16 protein-coding genes and 1 tRNA gene are annotated in these 17,215 nt (G+C 46.8%); 5 read left to right on the top strand and 12 right to left on the bottom strand.

The window, feature by feature from the left end; genetic code table 11:
* Positions 1-50: 50 nt before the first annotated feature.
* The 5 genes from upp to H0G69_RS02110 all read right to left on the bottom strand — a co-directional run bounded on the left by upp (position 51) and on the right by H0G69_RS02110 (position 4,349).
* Entirely contained in the window at positions 51-686 is a 636-nt protein-coding gene (upp, locus tag H0G69_RS02130; RefSeq protein ID WP_006500297.1) for a uracil phosphoribosyltransferase, read from the bottom strand.
* An 84-nt stretch (positions 687-770) separates the two neighbouring features.
* Positions 771-1,796 carry an L-threonylcarbamoyladenylate synthase gene (locus H0G69_RS02125; RefSeq protein ID WP_180305083.1) on the bottom strand — a complete coding sequence of 342 codons (1,026 nt, stop codon included), beginning with the start codon at positions 1,794-1,796 and terminating at the stop codon, positions 771-773.
* A 21-nt stretch (positions 1,797-1,817) separates the two neighbouring features.
* Positions 1,818-2,678 carry a peptide chain release factor N(5)-glutamine methyltransferase gene (gene prmC / locus H0G69_RS02120; protein ID WP_180305082.1) on the bottom strand — a complete coding sequence of 287 codons (861 nt, stop codon included), beginning with the start codon at positions 2,676-2,678 and terminating at the stop codon, positions 1,818-1,820.
* The gene (prfA, locus tag H0G69_RS02115; RefSeq protein ID WP_174435177.1) at positions 2,671-3,753 is read right to left on the bottom strand and encodes a peptide chain release factor 1; all 1,083 of its coding nucleotides are present in this window, start codon (positions 3,751-3,753) and stop codon (positions 2,671-2,673) included. Before prfA ends, prmC begins: the two co-directional genes overlap by 8 nt.
* Before the next feature lie 8 nt (positions 3,754-3,761).
* Positions 3,762-4,349: a thymidine kinase gene (locus H0G69_RS02110; RefSeq protein ID WP_034541238.1), complete on the bottom strand. Its 588-nt coding sequence runs from the start codon at positions 4,347-4,349 to the stop codon at positions 3,762-3,764.
* 238 nt (positions 4,350-4,587) lie between these two features.
* On the opposite strand from H0G69_RS02110, the gene H0G69_RS02105 reads away from it, so the two are divergent.
* From H0G69_RS02105 to H0G69_RS02095, 3 genes are read left to right on the top strand one after another with little or no spacing between them, the layout of a single operon-like run.
* Positions 4,588-5,925, top strand: a complete 1,338-nt coding sequence (locus H0G69_RS02105; protein ID WP_180305081.1) for a Mur ligase family protein — start codon at positions 4,588-4,590, stop codon at positions 5,923-5,925.
* On the top strand, positions 5,925-6,632 hold the full coding sequence (locus tag H0G69_RS02100; RefSeq protein ID WP_143113075.1) for a type 1 glutamine amidotransferase: 708 nt from the start codon (positions 5,925-5,927) through the stop codon (positions 6,630-6,632). The genes H0G69_RS02105 and H0G69_RS02100 overlap by 1 nt, the downstream gene beginning before the upstream one ends.
* Positions 6,633-6,651: 19 nt before the next feature.
* A complete protein-coding gene (locus H0G69_RS02095; RefSeq protein WP_006500304.1) occupies positions 6,652-6,960 on the top strand; it encodes a hypothetical protein in 309 nt (102 codons plus the stop codon).
* 31 nt (positions 6,961-6,991) lie between these two features.
* On the opposite strand, the gene H0G69_RS02090 is transcribed toward H0G69_RS02095, so the two are convergent.
* The 6 genes from H0G69_RS02090 to H0G69_RS02065 form a co-directional block, all read right to left on the bottom strand.
* A complete protein-coding gene (locus H0G69_RS02090) occupies positions 6,992-8,011 on the bottom strand; it encodes a serine hydrolase domain-containing protein (protein WP_180305080.1) in 1,020 nt (339 codons plus the stop codon).
* 68 nt (positions 8,012-8,079) lie between these two features.
* Positions 8,080-8,919, bottom strand: a complete 840-nt coding sequence (locus tag H0G69_RS02085; protein WP_180305079.1) for a homoserine O-acetyltransferase/O-succinyltransferase family protein — start codon at positions 8,917-8,919, stop codon at positions 8,080-8,082.
* A gap of 368 nt (positions 8,920-9,287) precedes the next feature.
* Positions 9,288-11,138, bottom strand: a complete 1,851-nt coding sequence (locus tag H0G69_RS02080) for an ABC transporter ATP-binding protein (protein ID WP_180305078.1) — start codon at positions 11,136-11,138, stop codon at positions 9,288-9,290.
* The gene (locus tag H0G69_RS02075) at positions 11,122-12,864 is read right to left on the bottom strand and encodes an ABC transporter ATP-binding protein (RefSeq protein ID WP_180305077.1); all 1,743 of its coding nucleotides are present in this window, start codon (positions 12,862-12,864) and stop codon (positions 11,122-11,124) included. Before H0G69_RS02075 ends, H0G69_RS02080 begins: the two co-directional genes overlap by 17 nt.
* Positions 12,857-13,312: a MarR family winged helix-turn-helix transcriptional regulator gene (locus H0G69_RS02070; RefSeq protein ID WP_006500309.1), complete on the bottom strand. Its 456-nt coding sequence runs from the start codon at positions 13,310-13,312 to the stop codon at positions 12,857-12,859. Before H0G69_RS02070 ends, H0G69_RS02075 begins: the two co-directional genes overlap by 8 nt.
* Positions 13,313-13,504: 192 nt before the next feature.
* Complete coding sequence (locus tag H0G69_RS02065; RefSeq protein WP_180305076.1) at positions 13,505-14,104, bottom strand: hypothetical protein; 600 nt, start codon at positions 14,102-14,104, stop codon at positions 13,505-13,507.
* Between the two features lie 236 nt (positions 14,105-14,340).
* Between H0G69_RS02065 and H0G69_RS02060 the strand changes: the two genes are divergently transcribed.
* Positions 14,341-15,471 (top strand): Y-family DNA polymerase, encoded by a 1,131-nt coding sequence (locus H0G69_RS02060; protein WP_180305075.1) that lies wholly within the window; start codon positions 14,341-14,343, stop codon positions 15,469-15,471.
* Positions 15,472-15,540: 69 nt separating this feature from the next.
* The gene (locus tag H0G69_RS02055; RefSeq protein ID WP_180305074.1) at positions 15,541-16,356 is read left to right on the top strand and encodes a hypothetical protein; all 816 of its coding nucleotides are present in this window, start codon (positions 15,541-15,543) and stop codon (positions 16,354-16,356) included.
* Between the two features lie 423 nt (positions 16,357-16,779).
* Here the strand turns inward: H0G69_RS02055 and H0G69_RS02050 are convergent.
* Positions 16,780-16,851: transfer RNA gene (locus H0G69_RS02050), tRNA-Gln, on the bottom strand.
* Between the last annotated feature and the right edge of the window lie 364 nt (positions 16,852-17,215).

Raw genomic sequence — 17,215 nt, 5'->3', positions numbered from 1 at the left:
AGCCCAGCTCGTGAACAGGTCACAGACTGAACCTTTAATGTTAGATCAGACTACTTGGTGCCAAAAAGACGATCACCGGCATCGCCTAGTCCTGGGACGATGTAGCCTTGTTCGTTTAAGCGTTCATCCAAGGCTGCCGTGTAGATGTCAACATCCGGATAAGCGGCTTGGATTGCCTTAACGCCTTCTGGAGCAGCAACCAGGCAGGCAAACTTGATGTTCTTTTCTTCACAGCCCCGCTTCTTTAAGGCGCCAATTGCATCAACTGCCGAACCACCCGTTGCCAGCATTGGGTCGACAACGAATAATTGACGTTCCGAAACATCGCTTGGCAGCTTGACGAAATATTCATGTGGCTTAAGCGTTTCTTCATCACGGTACATGCCGATAAAGCCGATCTTGGCTGCCGGAATCAAATCGGTGAATCCTTCAACCATTCCCAGACCAGCCCGCAAGATTGGCACAATAGCAACCTTCTTGCCGGCCAGTTCCTTTTGCGTCGTCTTGCAGATTGGCGTTTCGATTTCAACTTCTTTGAGCGGCATGTTCTTGGAAACCTCGTAAGCAATCAGCGTTGAAATTTCCTTGACCGTTTCGCGGAAAAACTTAGTCCCAACGTTTTTATCGCGAATCATCGTTAATTTGTGTTGAACCAGTGGATGTTCAATAACTTCAAACTTGCCCATGAATATATAACTCTCCTTAAATGTTTCTCAACTATTGTACCAAAAACGGACCTGGTTGCTTAGGCAAAAAGCAAATTTTATCAATTATTTGACCGGTACCTCAAAATGCCTGCCGCCAGCCGATTTATTCAGACGGTTCATGTAGGCTGCGCCCAGACCGGTTGCATCCAACCCCTGTACCAGAATGGAGGCAACGTCTTTTTGATCGTCAAAGAATCGCAGGCCGGCAAACAAATGTGAGCTGGCATCACTGACGTCTTCGCCAAGCGAGTAGATGACAGCATTATCCGACCAGCTGAATGCATCCAGGATCTGTTTTTCAGCCATTACCCCAACCTTAGACGGCTGCTCTTCAATCCAGGAGTTAACGCTTTGCCAATTCGTCTGCGGATCAACGATGGCTACTGGAACGCCCGGTGCATAATGGCGATACTTCATTCCTGGAGCTTTAGGCGTTTCATTGGTCCCAACATGGTGCTGATCCAAGTCGATTGAACCGATCACAGATTCAATCTGAGCTTTGGTAACGGCACCTGGACGCAGAATTGCCGGCTGCGGCGTCGACAGATCCAGTACCGTTGACTCAACTCCTACCCGGGTCGGACCATTATCAAGAATCCCGAAAATCTTGCCATTCAAATCATGAAAGACGTGCTGAGCCGTTGTCGGACTAGGCTTTCCTGACGTATTAGCGGATGGACCAACAATTGGAACGCCGGCTTTTAAGATCAGGTCCAGCGTTGGCTGACAGTCAGGGTAGCGAAAGGCCACTGTTGCCAGTCCCCCCGTAACCGTTTTTGAAAGTGAGCCTGGCTTGATCTTTAAAATAATCGTCAATGAACCGGGCCAAAATGCCTTCATCAGCTGACGCGCGCTGTTCGGAATCTCAGCCGCGTACCGTTCAACCATTTCAATCGATGCGACATGGACGATCAAGGGGTTGTCGCTGGGCCGTCCTTTGGCAAGATAGACATTTTTGACCGCAGCCTCATTAGTAGCATCGGCACCCAAACCGTAGACCGTCTCAGTTGGGAAAGCCACTAACTGTCCATCTTTAATGGCTTGAGCTGCTTGATCAATTTCATTCAGCTTAAAAATTCTTGTTTCCAAAATCGTGCTTCCTTCCCAAACTTAAAAGTTCCATGCATGAATCATCCGCATGCGATCGGCCATATCATGACGAGTTTCGATCTGAGCATATGGCGCAACTTGATGACAAAGGTCTTGAATGCTTTGCTCCTGGTCAAATCCGGTTTCACCAAACAGCTGACCATGCGGCGCTAAGTGATCACCAATGCTTTCAAACAGCCGATGATAAAAGCCAAGCCCATGCTCATCGGCAAACAGAGCAACCGGTGGCTCATAGTCTAAAACGGCCTTATCCATTAAAGAGATTTCTGACGTTGCAATATATGGTGGATTAGTAACGATCAAATCAAACTTTTGATCTGCCAGTCTGGCAAACATATCGCTTTCGATTTCTGGCAGATTAGTTCCATGCAGACGCTGATTGGCAGTCGCTACCCGCAAGGCGCCAGCTGAGATATCACTAAGCGTCACCTGCCAAAGCGGTCTTTCAAGCTTTAGCGTAATCCCAATCACGCCACTGCCAGTTCCCAAATCCAGCATACGCAGCGGCTTATCTTTTGGCATCGTGTCCAGTACCCACTCAACCAGTTCCTCAGTCTCGCTTTCTGGGATCAAGACGTCGCGACTGACGATAAACATTCGCCCGTAAAACGGCGCCTTGCCAACGACATACTGCGGCGGTTCATGATCGGCCACCCGCTCGATTGCCCGCCGAAACCGCACTGCTTCTTCGGATGGCATGCGATCACGATTATGCATTAAAAGCGTTGTCGTGTTCCAGTCATGAATCATTTTCAAAATAAATTCAGGTGTCTGTGGATCCAATCCGCGTTCTTTCAAATATTCGGCTGCCCAGCGCTGAGCTTGAAAATAGTTCCAAGACTCACTGGTTGGTCTATTCATTGCGCAGCTGCTCCAATTTCTTGGTTTGATCGGCAATAATCAAGGCCTCGATAATCTCATCCAAGTCACCAGCCATGATCTTATCCAGCTTGTTAAGCGTCAAGCCAATCCGGTGGTCGGTAACCCGGTTTTGCGGATAGTTGTAGGTCCGGATTCGTTCGGAACGATCCCCAGTCCCAATCGCATCCTTACGCTTTTGATCATAGGCATTCTGTTCTTTTTGCTGGTAGTAATCGTAAACCCGCGCTTTTAAGATCCGCATGGCTTTAGCCCGGTTCTGCTGTTGGGAACGCTCGTCTTGCATCGCTACTACGATACCAGTTGGCAGGTGCGTCATCCGAACGGCAGAGGAAGTCTTGTTAATGTGCTGACCACCGGCACCAGATGAGCGATAAACATCGGTACGAATATCTTTAGGATCGATGTCAATTTCCACGTCCTCAGCTTCAGGCATTACACCGACCGTCGCCGTTGACGTGTGCACACGACCAGCCGATTCCGTTACCGGTACCCGCTGAACTCGGTGCGCGCCGTTTTCAAACTTCAGCTTGGAGTAGACCTTATCGCCAGTGATCAGCAAAGAGATTTCCTTAAAGCCGCCGACTTCAGTTTCATTTTTGTCAACGACTTCAACTTTCCAGCCTTGTTTTTCGGCATAGCGCAGATACATGTCGTACAGATCGGCTGCAAACAAGCTGGCTTCATCCCCGCCAGCAGCCCCACGAATTTCCATGATGATGTTTTTGTCATCATTCGGGTCTTTAGGAATCAAAAGCACTTCCAATTCCTTTTCCAGCGTGGCCTGCCGTTCCTTAGACGAGGCAATCTCATCTTTGGTCATTGCCGTTAGATCAGGATCATCAATTTCACGAAGCATTTCTTCGTCATCTTTAATGGTTTGCGTTACCTGTTTATATTCGTTGTACTTTTCAACGGTTTCACGCAGGCTTCCCTCTTCCTTGGACAATTTCATAAACCGTGCCGTGTCGGCAATCACTTCTGGATCACTGATCAGTTCATTGAGCTCATCATAGCGATCGGCAACCGCTTGAAGCTTGTCAAAGATTTCTTCCATTTCCATGATTATTTCTCCTGTTTCTTATTCAGCAGCGGGTGAAAGTAGTGCTTGCGGCAAACCGGGTAGTACGACTCGTTGCCGCCGATTTGAACCTGTTCTCCTTCATAAACGGGATGACCATCAAGCATGCGCAGATTCATAGTTGCCTTATGAGGGCAGAACCAGCAGATAGTCTTCATTTCTTCGATCTTGTCCGCATAGATCAAAAGATATTTGGAGCCCTCAAACAGTTCATTGCGAAAATCATTCTTCAAGCCAAACGTCATGACGGGAATGTTCAATTCATCAACGATCTGCGTCAGCTGTAAGACATGCTCTTTGGACAGAAACTGAGCCTCATCGATCAAGACGCAGTAGATGCGCTGATCAATGTTTTTGACGTATTCATAGACATTGGTGTCTTTCATGATTGGATGAACTTTTCTTTCCAGACCAATTCGACTGGCAATCGTCCCCCGCCCTGACCGCGTATCCACGCCACTGGTCAGTAAAACAACTGGTTTGCCTTGTTCTTCGTAGTTATGAGCTACTTTTAAGACATCGATCGACTTGCCGGAATTCATCGCGCCATACTTGAAGAATAACTGTGCCACGCTCTTTCACCTTTTCTTTGCAATAGTAACTAAATTATACCGAAAATCAGACTTATTTTAAACCGTCTGACTCAAGGCTGCAATTCAGTCGACACAAGTATAAAATTTTATCACAAATTATCGCTGCTGTGGACCTTTTAGACGATTTGAGCATGATGACTTTCTTTTTTTGGATGCAAAGTTTAAAATTGATCGGTACTATAATAAGTTAAAAATTATTTTGCGGAAGGATTTTTTTATGTCACTGAAAAGCTCATTTGCCGAATTTGCTGGTCGCTCCAGCTATTGGTTTTTGCATACCTTCATGCACGGCGGCAGCTCATTGCCAGGCAAGATCACTTTAAAGCTGGATCCCGACATTCTCCAGTCGTTTGCTAAAAAATATGACCTGGTTATTGTCACTGGGACTAATGGTAAAACCTTAACAACTGCACTAAGCGTCCGCGTCCTGCGCGAAAAATACAGCGATGTCTTGACCAATCCCACCGGCTCAAACATGAAGCAAGGAATCGTTACGACGTTTATCACCGCACCCAAGCCAAAGCAAAAAGGGCTGGCCGTTTTGGAAGTTGACGAGGCCAACGTAGCCATCGTCACCTCCTATATCACGCCAGTTGCCTTTGTCTTTACCAACATTTTCCGTGATCAAATGGACCGCTATGGCGAAATCTACACAACCTATGAAAAGATTCTCAAAGGCGTGCGGATGGCACCAAAAGCCACGATCATTGCCAACGGTGACGAGCAGCTCTTCAACACGCAGAACCTGCCAAACCCCGTTATCTATTACGGCTTTAACCACGAGCATCACGATGACTTGAGAGCTCCAGCCAATACTGACGGTCTGCTTTGTCCTAAGTGTCAGCACATTCTGCACTACCACCTGATCACCTATGCCGGCTTAGGCGACTACTTCTGCCCACATTGCGGCTTTAAGCGTCCTAAGCTTGACTACGCCGTTACCAAACTGGGAAAACTGACGCCAACCAGCTCAACGTTTGAACTTGACGGCCAGGAATATCGGATTGAAATCGGTGGTCTCTACAACATCTACAATGCGCTGGCGGCCTATGCGCTGGGTCGTTTCCTAGGCGTCAGTCAATCGCAGATCAAGCATGCCTTTGAATCCGACGAACGAGTCTTTGGACGCCAAGAAGAGATCAATATCGATGGTAAAAAAACAACGCTGATTTTGGTCAAGAACCCCGTTGGCCTCAATCAGGTTCTTGATATGATCGAGACTGATCCCGAACCATTCAGCTTTGTCTTTTTGTTAAACGCCAACTACGCCGATGGGATCGACACCAGCTGGATCTGGGACGGCGACTTTGAAAAGCTGACTCAGCATGATATCAAGCAGTATATGACTGGCGGCGAGCGCTACAAAGATATCACCACGCGACTGACGATGGCCGGAGTCGACAATATATGGAAAGAACCGGAACTTGCCAGCGTACTGACCAAAATCAAGGATCTGCCAACTGATCACGTTTATGTCTTAGCCAGCTATACGGCCGTTTTACAGCTCCGCAAGCTGCTGGCCGAAAAAGGATACATTAAAGGAGGGATGGACTAATGACCAAGTACCATCTGAATCTGGCCCATCTTTATGGTGATCTGCTAAATACCTACAGCGACGTTGGCAACATCATCGCCTTGCGCTATTATGCCAAACAGATGGACGCCGACATTGCCGTTAAGGTTATCAGCATTGATGAGGAATTTAATCCTGACGAGTTTGACATGGCACTGTTTGGCGGTGGCCAGGACTATGAGCAGCTGGTTGTCTCAAAAGACCTGCCCAACAAAAAAGCCGGAATCGAAAAATTTATCAACGATGGCAAGCCGCTATTGGCGATCTGCGGCGGCTACCAGCTCCTGGGGCACTACTATGTTGGCGCAAACGGTGAAAAGATTCCTGGTCTGGGCGTTTTGGATCACTACACGCTGAGTCAGGACCATAACCGTTTCATTGGTGACATTACCATTAAAAATGAAGAAACCGGGCAGGAATACCATGGCTTTGAAAATCACAATGGCAAGACTTATCTAGGCAAGGGTGAGCGTCCATTGGGCAAGGTCGTTTCCGGTCATGGCAATAATGGCGAGGATGGCAGTGAAGGCGCAATCTACAAAAACGTCTACTGTTCTTACTTCCACGGACCAATTTTGACGCGCAACGGTGAGATCGCCAAAAAGATCCTGTTGGCTGCCCTGCACCACAAATATCCCGCTGCCGATCTCAGTCAGGCAGAGGCCCTGGAAATCAAGCCGACCTTCTAGTCAAAGGAATGGTGAATGAATGATTAATACTGATCTCTATGCTACTTTGATCACGATTATCTTTATTGTTGAAAGCTTTTGGGAATTTCGCTTATATGCCTGGCTACGCGGCAACCAGGATCTGGCCCGTGACCCTCAGCTAAAGCAGCGGCTGGCCAGCACCATGCGCGTTGAAAGCAAATGGAACTGGGGCTCTTGGCTTTTGATCATTCTCTTGCTGATTGCTCCCGACAACTGGGTACTGCCTTTTGGATGCCTGCTGGTTTTATTTGAAACACTGGTCATCAAACGAATGGACAATCTTAAAAGCTCAATGCAAAACCAATAAAAAAACGTCATGCAGCGCTGCGTGACGTTTTTTACTGATCCTTTTCATTTAGATACGTCGCAAACAAGTGATCCCTGGCATCCAAGAAGGCTTGATTATCGGCACTTGGATGAACGCGATTGGACAAGACGATCATCCCTTGATCAGTCTGTTTGTCCAAAACCATCCACGTTCCCGTATAGCCAGTATGCGAAATAACAAAATGATGATCACAGCTGCGCGAATGGAACAGTTTCCAGCCAAAGCTGCGCAAATGTTCACCATTCATCGGCGTCTGATCATAAAACAGACTATTGATCGTTGTCGGTTCGACCAGTCCGTCCAGATTCGTTTCAAGCAAGGCATGACTGAATTTTAACAGATCATCCAACGTGGAAAACATCCCCGCGCTGCCGCAGTGCTCACCTAAGACATAGCCTTTGGGATCATGCGTCTGACCGCGAATCAATCCCCGTTCTTTTTTAATCTCGGTTGGCACGCACTTGGCCGGATCCGGGAAAAACGTCGTATCATTCATCTGCAGCGGTTTTAAGATCCGTTCCGTAATTGCTTTTTGAATCGGCTCACCCAGGATTTTTTCAGCAATCCAGCCAACATAGATCAGACCAACGTCAGCATAGCGGATCTGCTTATTTAAATTAGGACCAACGCGCAGAGTATTGAGCATTTCTTTAGTCAGCTCAGCGGCCGGCAGCTCATCGCGATGCGGAATATAGCCTTCGATGCTGGAAGTGTGCGTAAGCAGATTGCGAATCGTAGCTCGATCATCATTCAGTTCTGGCAGCCAGTTGACGACCGGATCATCCCAGTCCAAAAGTCCCGCATCCTTTAGCTGCATGATCACGGGAATGGTGCCCACGACTTTGGTCAGTGATGCCACATCATAGAGCATGCCATCGATCAGTGGTTCTTTGTTTGGCTGCAGCTGAGCCAGACCGGCCACGTTTTTTAAGGTTGTCTTGCCTTCAAAGATTGCCCAGCTGATTCCAGGAACGATGCCATCATCGACCATGGCATTCAAGGATTGGATCGTATTTTGATATTCGCGCATGTTTTGACCTCTTTATTTAGACTCGGTCTTTATTCTAACACATCCGCTGTCAGATCGATGTCTGATCGCTAACCAGCTAAGCTATTGAGCCAGTTGCGATAAAGCTGAATTCCAGGTTGCCGCCATGAATAGTCGATATCCAGATGATTTTGATCAACATAATAGTTTTTCGGCGGCAGAATAGCCAGGCCCTTTTGCTGATCACGCTGATATTCATTGTCGAGCGTATCGGCGCTGTATTCAGGATGTCCGGTAATATAGATCGAATGCCCTTCATCAGCTTGATAGATTAAAGGATCAATCGTCTGGTTGGCGACCAGTATCTTTAGCCCTGCTGGCAATTGCTTGGGCAGCTTAACTTTGGTATGCCGAGACTGCGGAATCTTGATCGTATTGAGATCTTTTAACAGCGCTGAATCACAGCTTGCGGTTCCTTGATAAACGCCAAATAGCTTATGGCTCATTTTCTGCTTGGGCAAGCCGAAATCGTTCCAAAGTCCTGCTTGAGCTGCCCAGCATTCATAAATGATCGATTTAACGTGATCGTGAGCCCATTCAACGATCTGCTTAAACTCATCCCAGTAGTCAACGGCTTCAAACGGCAGACATTCGACTGGCGCTCCCGTAATGATCAAGCCGTCAAAACATCGCTGACGAATCTGGTCCAGACAGACATAGTGCTGCTTGATTCTTTCACCACCGGAATGACGAAAACGATGGGTAGCCGGATACAGGAACGTCACCGTGCAGTCGATGCCAGTCTCGTGCAGACGCTGCAGAAACTGCCATTCCGTCGCTTCCTTGGTTGGCATCAGATTTAAAATTAAAATCTCTTTTGGATTGAGAACTGCCTCGTTGTTCCAGCGTGACGTTAACTTCAATAAACCGTTGCGTGCATTGACTGCCATGATGATTCCTCCATAAAAACAAAAAACGTCTTCATCCTGATTTCCCGATCAGTTTAGGAAATCATGGGACGAAGGCGTTTCGTGGTACCACCCATTTTCACTGCCATCTCACAATGACAGCCTCATTCAGTACGGACATACTGGGCGAGATATCGGTCGCTTGCCGGCTCAGGTAGCCTATTGACCCCTGAACGAACTCCGAGCTCATCTTCAATCATTATTGGTCGGTCCGCTTTCACCTGATCGGACTCTCTTTAACGACCCGTTGTGATCTACTCTTCTCATCACTGTTCTCATTTTTATGCTTTATTTTTAACTGATTATTAATCTAACATCTTTTTTTTAAATGTCAAGCACTGAATGATCAGCTAAATCTGATTACCCAAGAACTGACTGTTGTAAAGATCAGCATAAAAGCCCTGCTTAGCCATCAAGGTTTGGTGATTGCCCGTTTCAATAATGCGCCCATGATTCATGACAATGATCTGCTCAGCATTGCGAATCGTCGACAAACGATGGGCCACGACAAAACTGGTCCGATTCTGCTGAATATCGTTCATGGCATTTTGAATCAAAGACTCGGTTCGGGTATCGACTGAGCTGGTCGCCTCGTCTAGAATCAGAATTTCTGGATTAGCCAAAAATGCTCGGGCAATCGTCAGCAGTTGCCGCTGACCCTGGGAAATATTGGACGCGGATTCATCCAGCACCGTCTGATAGCCAGCTGGCAGCTCGCGAATAAAACTGTCGGCATAGGCTAATCTGGCTGCTTGATAGACCTCTTCTTCAGTTGCATCCTCACGACCATACTTGATGTTGTCAAAGATCGTGCCTTTAAACAGCCAGGTATCCTGCAGCACCATTGCAATATGCGTTCTTAATTGGCTGCGGGTCATCGTCCGCGTATCGTGACCATCAAGATAGATATGACCGCCCTTGACGTCGTAGAAACGCTCCAAAAGATTGATGATCGTTGACTTGCCGGCCCCAGTCGGCCCAACGATTGCGACCATATGATTGGTTGGCGCTTTGAGATTAAAGTCTTGAATCAGCGGCTCGTCATTATAGCTGAACTGAACGTCTTTAAATTCAATCTTAGGCTGATCATGACCGGGCAATGGCTGGTCTTTTAAAATTCGCTCATCCATTTCCGGCGCGTCCAGCACTTCAAAGATTCGCTCAGCTGAGGCAATCGTCTGCTGAATCGTACTGCTCAGATTGGCAACCTGAGTCAAAGGCTGCGAGAATTGATTGGTATACTGCAAGAACGCCTGGACGTTCCCCAGCGTAATCTGACCATGAATGATCTGCACCGCCCCAATCACGGCAACCAGCAGATAGCCAACGTTTTTGATGCAGTTCATAAACGGGAAGATCAGAATCGAAAAGAACTGTGCCAGCCAGGCAGAATGATAGTACTTCTCGTTTTTCTGCGCGAACTTGGCTTCTTCATCTTCTTCATGATTAAACGTCCGCACGATCGTCTGCCCAGCAAAGGTTTCCTCGACTTGTGCGTTGATCTTGCCGAGCTCCTCTTGCTGCGTACTGAACAGTTTCTGCGCGCGGGGAGCAATCATGCCAACGACACCAAGACTCAAAGGCACGATGATCAGCGCAACCAGCGTCAGTTTCCAGCTGATGGACAGCATCAACGCCAGCACTCCGACAAACGTAATCACACTGGTAATCATTTGAATCAGGCTCTGCTGCAGCGTGGTGGCAATGTTATCCATATCGTTGACCATTCGACTCATCAGATCCCCGTTGCTGTGCGTATCATAGAACTTAACCGGAACGACCTTCATCTTCGCTTTAACGTCACGTCGCAGGTTATAGACCACCTTTTGCGAAATATTGGTCATAATAACCTGCTGTGCCAGACTGAAAAGGCCTGAGAACAAATAAAGCAAAACGACGATGATGGCGATGTGCTTGATCTTGTCAAAATCAATCGGCAATGCGGTCAGATGCTGCCCAGCCTTCATCTGAGCATAGCCCTTCATTATTCCTTGATAAATCGTCGTCGTGGCCTGTCCTAAGATCTTAGGCGAGACGATCGATAGAATTACGGAAATGATGGCCAGCACGATCGAGAAAATCATTCCCCAAGCCCATGGCCGCAGATAGGAAAACAAGCGACCAGTCGTGCTCCAGAAATCCTGTGCCTTGGCTCCCTTGCCGCGTGGTCCGCCATGTGGTCCTCTACGCATGTGCTTCATCTCCTTCCTGAATCTGTGAATGCAGAATCTGCTGATAGGTTGGATTGTCAGCCTTCAACTGAGCATGCGTTCCTTGTCCAACCACGCGTCCTTCATCCAGTACCAAAATCAAATCGGCATCGGCAACCGTTGAGATCCGCTGCGCCACGATCACCGTCACGGCCTGCTTGATCTGCGGGTCGGCTTTTAAGGCCATTCGTAGCTGGGCATCGGTTTTAAAGTCTAACGCTGAAAACGAATCGTCAAAAACATAAACGGATGCTTTTTTAATGATCGTCCGCGCAATTGCCAACCGCTGCCGCTGTCCACCCGAGAAGTTGCTCCCGTTTTGCTCAACGACCGCATCCAGGCCACCAGCTTCCTTGACGAAATCAGCTGCCCGGGCTACTTCTAAGGCATGCCACATCTGTTCATCATCAGCCTGATCATTGCCAAACTGCAGATTGCTGCGAACCGTCCCCGTAAACAGCACGGCTTTTTGCTGCGTTATCGAGATCAAGCTGTGCAGATCATGCTGGCTCAGGCGATTGATTGGCTGATCGTTGACTCGAATCTCGCCTTTTTCAATCTCTAAAAGCCGTGGAATCAGATTCACCAAAGTTGACTTGCCTGATCCCGTTCCGCCAATGATTGCCAGCGTCTGACCAGCCTTAACCTTAAAATTCAGATCGGCTAGCGCCAGTCGTTCAGCGCCATGATAGCGAAAATCGACATGATCAAAGCTTAATGAGGCTGGTTTGCTCAAATCGAGCTTTAGCTGCTGATCCTTTGGCGCATCGTGAATGCTGATCGGCTTTTCCAAGACCTCATTGACTCGAACTGCCGATGCCTGCGCCCGTGGAACAAAGACAAAGATCATCGAAAGCATCATGAAGCTGATCAAGATCATTACGGCATAACTTAAAAACGCGATCAGATCACCAACTTCCATCGTCATGTTCGCAATTAGATGACTGCCCATCCAGATGATGCTGACGTTGGTTAGACTCAAAATCAGGGTCATTACCGGAAACATCAACGAGACCAGCGTAAAGGCCTTGATTCCAGTATCCGTATAGTCGCGATTAGCCTTTTTAAAGCGTTCCTGCTCAAAGTCGTCTTGATTAAAGGCCCGAATTACCCGCACGCCAGTCAAGCCTTCTCTAAAAATCAGATTGATGCGGTCAGTCTTTTTCTGGATACTCTTAAACAAAGGCGTGGCCATCGACATGATAATAATAATGACTACTGCCAAGATCGGCAGACTGATCAGAAAAATCTTGGTCAGTCTTGGTTCACGCTGATAAGCCAAAAAACAGGCCGCCACCAACATGATTGGAGATTGAATCATCATCCGCAGCATCTGGACGATCACGTTTTGAATCTGCACCACATCATTGGTTGAGCGCGTAATCAGAGATGAGGTTCCCAACTCTGACATCTCACGCTCCGAAAACCGAAAAACACGGTGATAGATCTGAGCCCGCAGATTTTTGCCGACCTTCATCGCCTGTGTGGCTGCAAAATAAATATTGCCAATTGCCATTAACAGTCCAATCAGCGCGACTCCCATCATGATCCATCCTTCATGAGTAATAAACGACAGATCCTGCTTGACTACCCCACGATTGATAATTTCCGAGGTCAGCGTTGGAATCGTCAAGTCACAAATGACCTGACCAACCATAAATAAAACCGCCAAGACAACGGCCCACCATTGCAGATTACGTTTGGCAATCTTAAGCATGACTATTCTCACCTTCTTTATTTTTTAAACATTCATTTTTGATGTTTTGATCAATTTTTAAAATCAATCGATTAAGTTCTGCTTTTTCCTCATCACTCAGCGTTCCGAATAGAGTTTTGCAGAACCATTGATGACGCTGATGATTTTCTTTTGCCAGTTCAGTACCTGCTTTGGTCAGCCGCACATGAATGACGCGCTTGTCGCTGACATCGCGCTGCCTTGTAATCAGACCGTCTCTTTCCATTCTGGTCAGAATCTCAGTCATTGAACCCGGCTTGATCTGTGCCAGACTGGCCAATTCACGCTGCGAGATATTCTCATGTTTCGACAATAGGAACAAGACGCGTCCCTGACCATGAAAGCCACGCTGTTTAGGCTTGGATACCATTCGAATGTCCATGCCCAACAAAAACAGATGACCAAACAGCATTTCATCGCTAATCGACATTTTATTTCCTCCAATTAAAATCGTTAGGTACATAACAGTTATGTACCTAACGATTTTTTAGTTTACTCTCTTTCCCATAATCGTCAAGCTTTTTTTGAGAATAGAAAAAGCACCCGTTTTAACGGATGCTTTCACTGAGCAAAAAACCATTGCCAACCGTCCAGCGTTCATGACCATTGGCAATGTTGATATTTAGTTGAACTCACCAGTCATTGGATCCATCTGTTGGTATTGACCGGTTGCTGGATTGTATTTGTAGATTCCTTTTAAATGCGAGACATTCGGATCCTGCCCTGCACCGTTGCTGGTCCGTACGTCAACCTGCCAGCTGCCATCACTGGTTGGTGAGGTCATGTATTGGTCGCCATTTTCCGGCTGTAGACCAGCGGCTTGGTTAAGTCCATCAACCACCTGATCGTTAACCGTTGCAGCCGCCTGCGCTGACTCATTTGAAGCAGCTGCCTGACTGACTGCCGTTTGAGCTGCTGATGTCGCTGGCTCGGCTTTCTGAACCGCTGCGTCTGATGATTGAATAGCCGCACTATCAAGACTGCTGGAAGTTGCGGCTGCAACTGATGAACTGATACTTTGCGACGTTTGGCTGGCCTTACTGGTTTTGGCAGCCGCATGCTTCTTTTGAGCCCGCTGATGCGAAACTGCTGTCGCTGAGCTACTGGAATCGGCTGACTGATTGTTGCCGGTTGGAGCGCTGACTGATGCACAGCCAGTTAAGCTCAGCACCATTGCTGCCATCAACAATCCCGTTAGCCAATGCTTCGACTGCTTAATCATGTCAACCGCCCCTTTCCGGATTCAATTTTTCATTACCATTGTAACTCATTTGCAACAATAATGTAACATTTTTTCGAACCGGTATTTATGATATCCGCTGCTGATTTGGCAAGCCATCAGCCAACCTGCTGCTTTCGTGTTTCGGATCAGACCAGCTGCTTAATGGTTTAATTTGCATTTTGAAACACACGTTCGTATAATTGATTAAAAGTTACCTGAAAGGATGCCATTTTGAGATGCTTGACTACCATAATGAACCACATGGCGTTTATTTGATGATTGACAATAAGTCTTTTTTCGCCAGTATTGAAAGCGTTCAGCGCGGAATTGACCCATTGGATTCCGTTCTGCTGGTCATGGCTGAACATGAAAATAATGGCAGCGGTCTGGTCGTCGCCACCTCGCCACTGGCCAAAAAGCACTTTGGCATTCGCAACGTTGACCGCGGCTACAAGGTTCCCAGTGATGCCAGACTTTTAACCGTTCCGCCGCGACTGGCGCTTTATCGGCAAAAAAACCGGCAGATCAATCAGATTTTCCGTCGCTATGCCGATGCTGATCACTGGTGGCCATACTCAATCGATGAAAGCATCCTTGATCTAAGCGACACCTGGCCATTTTTTGGCGCAACTCCTGAAAAAGCAGCGGCGGTAATTCAGCGGGCTGTTTTTGAAGAACTTGGCTTGCGGACTACGGTTGGGATTGGTGAAAATCCATTGCAGGCAAAACTGGCCTTAGATCTGTTCGCCAAGCACGCGCCTAATTTTCAGGGACGGCTTTCATATCATGATTTTGCCGCTCGTATCTGGCCGCGACATGATTTGACCAATATTTGGAGCATTGGTAAAAAAACAGCTGCGAAACTAAATCTTTTAGGCATTAATTCCGTTGGCGATCTAGCTCATACCGATCCTCATTGGCTTAAGCATGAATTTGGCGTTGCCGGTACTCATCTTTACGCGTTGGCTTGGGGTATTGACCGCACTGATCTTTCCGTACGGCTGACCCCTAAAAATCCCAGCTGGAGCAGTTCACAAGTCATGCCTAAAGATCTCAGCCGTCAAAAAGACATTGAGCAGGGTATCATCAAGGTTGCCAACGACGTAATCGATCGACTCAGCAGGCATCATCAAAAAGCCGGTCGCATTCGCCTGGGAATTGGCTATGCCAATGGCGTTACCGATAAGAATGGCCGCACCAGCTATAGTCATGAGATTACCATTGAGCCAACTGCTGAACGAAAACTGTTGACCGATCATCTGCTTGGCATTTTTCATCAGGCTTGGTCGGGGGCTGCCGTCCGCAATATTTCCATTGCATTGAGCCGGCTCAGCGATGCCAATACACAGCAGATCTCGCTGTTTTGATTGATTGTTGATATTCAGCATGACCTCGCTGCCAACTGCGGGGCGATTAAAAATTTAATGAGGTAAACCATGGATGATTCACTTGCCAGCGCTGCTCATCAAATTGCTGAACAGGTCTGGCCATTATTTAAAAGACTGCCTAAAACCATCTATCATATTCTGGTAGTCAATGATCATTATGACGATCAGTTTAACTTTTTTTTTGAGATCTACCGGCCACATTTTAGAACGCATTCCTATCCTCTTTATTCAATGTCCAACCAGCAGCTGGATCAGTTAGAAACACTGCTACGTCTGCTGCGCGAACAAGAGGGTCTGCAGATCAACATTGATTTTCGTGGTTTTGGTAATCAACGCTGGCCAGAAAGTCAGCGCCGCATTGTCTCCCACCCTTATCAAGCACCGACATTTAAACAGGAACCGATTATCAAGAATTCAGCAGTTTCGCCCACCATGTCAGCCCCGGTTCGCCTACCTAAGTATCATGACGAAGAAGCGGTCAAGATTGCCAGTGCCTTTTTTAAAAATGAATACATTGACTACGGCATGGGTAAGTGGCATGGCTTTCGGATTGCTGAGCTTAATGAGGTTGAAAACGAATTTGCCACCCTGCCAATTGAAGTTCCCCAAAATCATCAGAGCCAATTTGCGATTCGATCATTATTGAAACTCAGCATCGATCAAGACCAGCCCGTACATCTGCAGCTGCAGTTTGGCGGCCGCTGCCATGGCATCAGCGGCATGATTTTAGGCACCACCGAGCAGACCGCTTTTATCAAGCCAGCGCATCAGCACCAATTGGCCTTGCCATTAAAATTAATTTGCCATGGCGAGTTGCTGGTCAACAATGACAATGATCGTGATCAGCAATCCGAGTCGCTATAATATCTTTTTCAATTAAATCTTTTGCAGAGTTTTCCACGCCCTGCATCATCCCCAAAAGCCCCCGCCTTATTTTGACGGGGGTTAGATTTTTTTATGTTCTTGAACGCGCATCGACCTTTTCAAACGGTAAATTCCAAAAATTTTGCGTTTGAGCGCCACCGAAGAATCGTTTTGCCTACTGCTGATCAGTTGACGAGGGCTAAAAAGCGAAATGTTAACCCAAAATAAGAAAAAGCGGCCTAATCAAAAGACCGCTTAAATATTGTTATATCAGTAATTCACTTGCTATTGTTCGCCTCATTAAGTCAACCCAAATATCAACCCAATTTCTCTGTTTTTGAGAGTATCTGTTTGTGAAATGAAATAAAAAAGTGCATCATATCAACGATTGAAGACGTTGACAGATGCACAATGTTGTTAGGATTGGGTATACAGGGATCGAACCTGTAAATTATGGATTCAGAGTCCACTGCCTTACCATTTGGCTAATACCCAATAAGTTGAGTTGATTGCTTTTAACAACGATTATTAGTATACATAATAACCTATATTGAGTCAACACTTTTTCCAAAATTATTTTTAAAACTATTTATCGTCCAGTTTGTCACTTGAATTTGACTCACGAATTATGGTTGAGATTAGGTTTCGAATGCATAATCCATCCAGACAATCCACGCAAGCGGCAAAATGCTAAAATCAGTGCTGCTATCCGTAAAATCATTTAATAGCCAGTACCAGTTCACCTTCATCATAATACTCAGTATAATCTAAGCAGACAGTATCCAGTTCAAAATTATAAAAGGACCTTTGATTAATATTTTTCATTTCAATAGGAAAATAGCTGCCTTTGTGAATAAAA

The organism is Limosilactobacillus mucosae (genome assembly GCF_013423865.1).
In the GTDB taxonomy this organism is placed as follows: Bacteria; Bacillota; Bacilli; order Lactobacillales; family Lactobacillaceae; genus Limosilactobacillus; species Limosilactobacillus mucosae.
The sequence above is the reverse complement of the archived record's forward strand: the minus strand, read 5'-3'. Positions and strand labels throughout refer to the sequence as shown.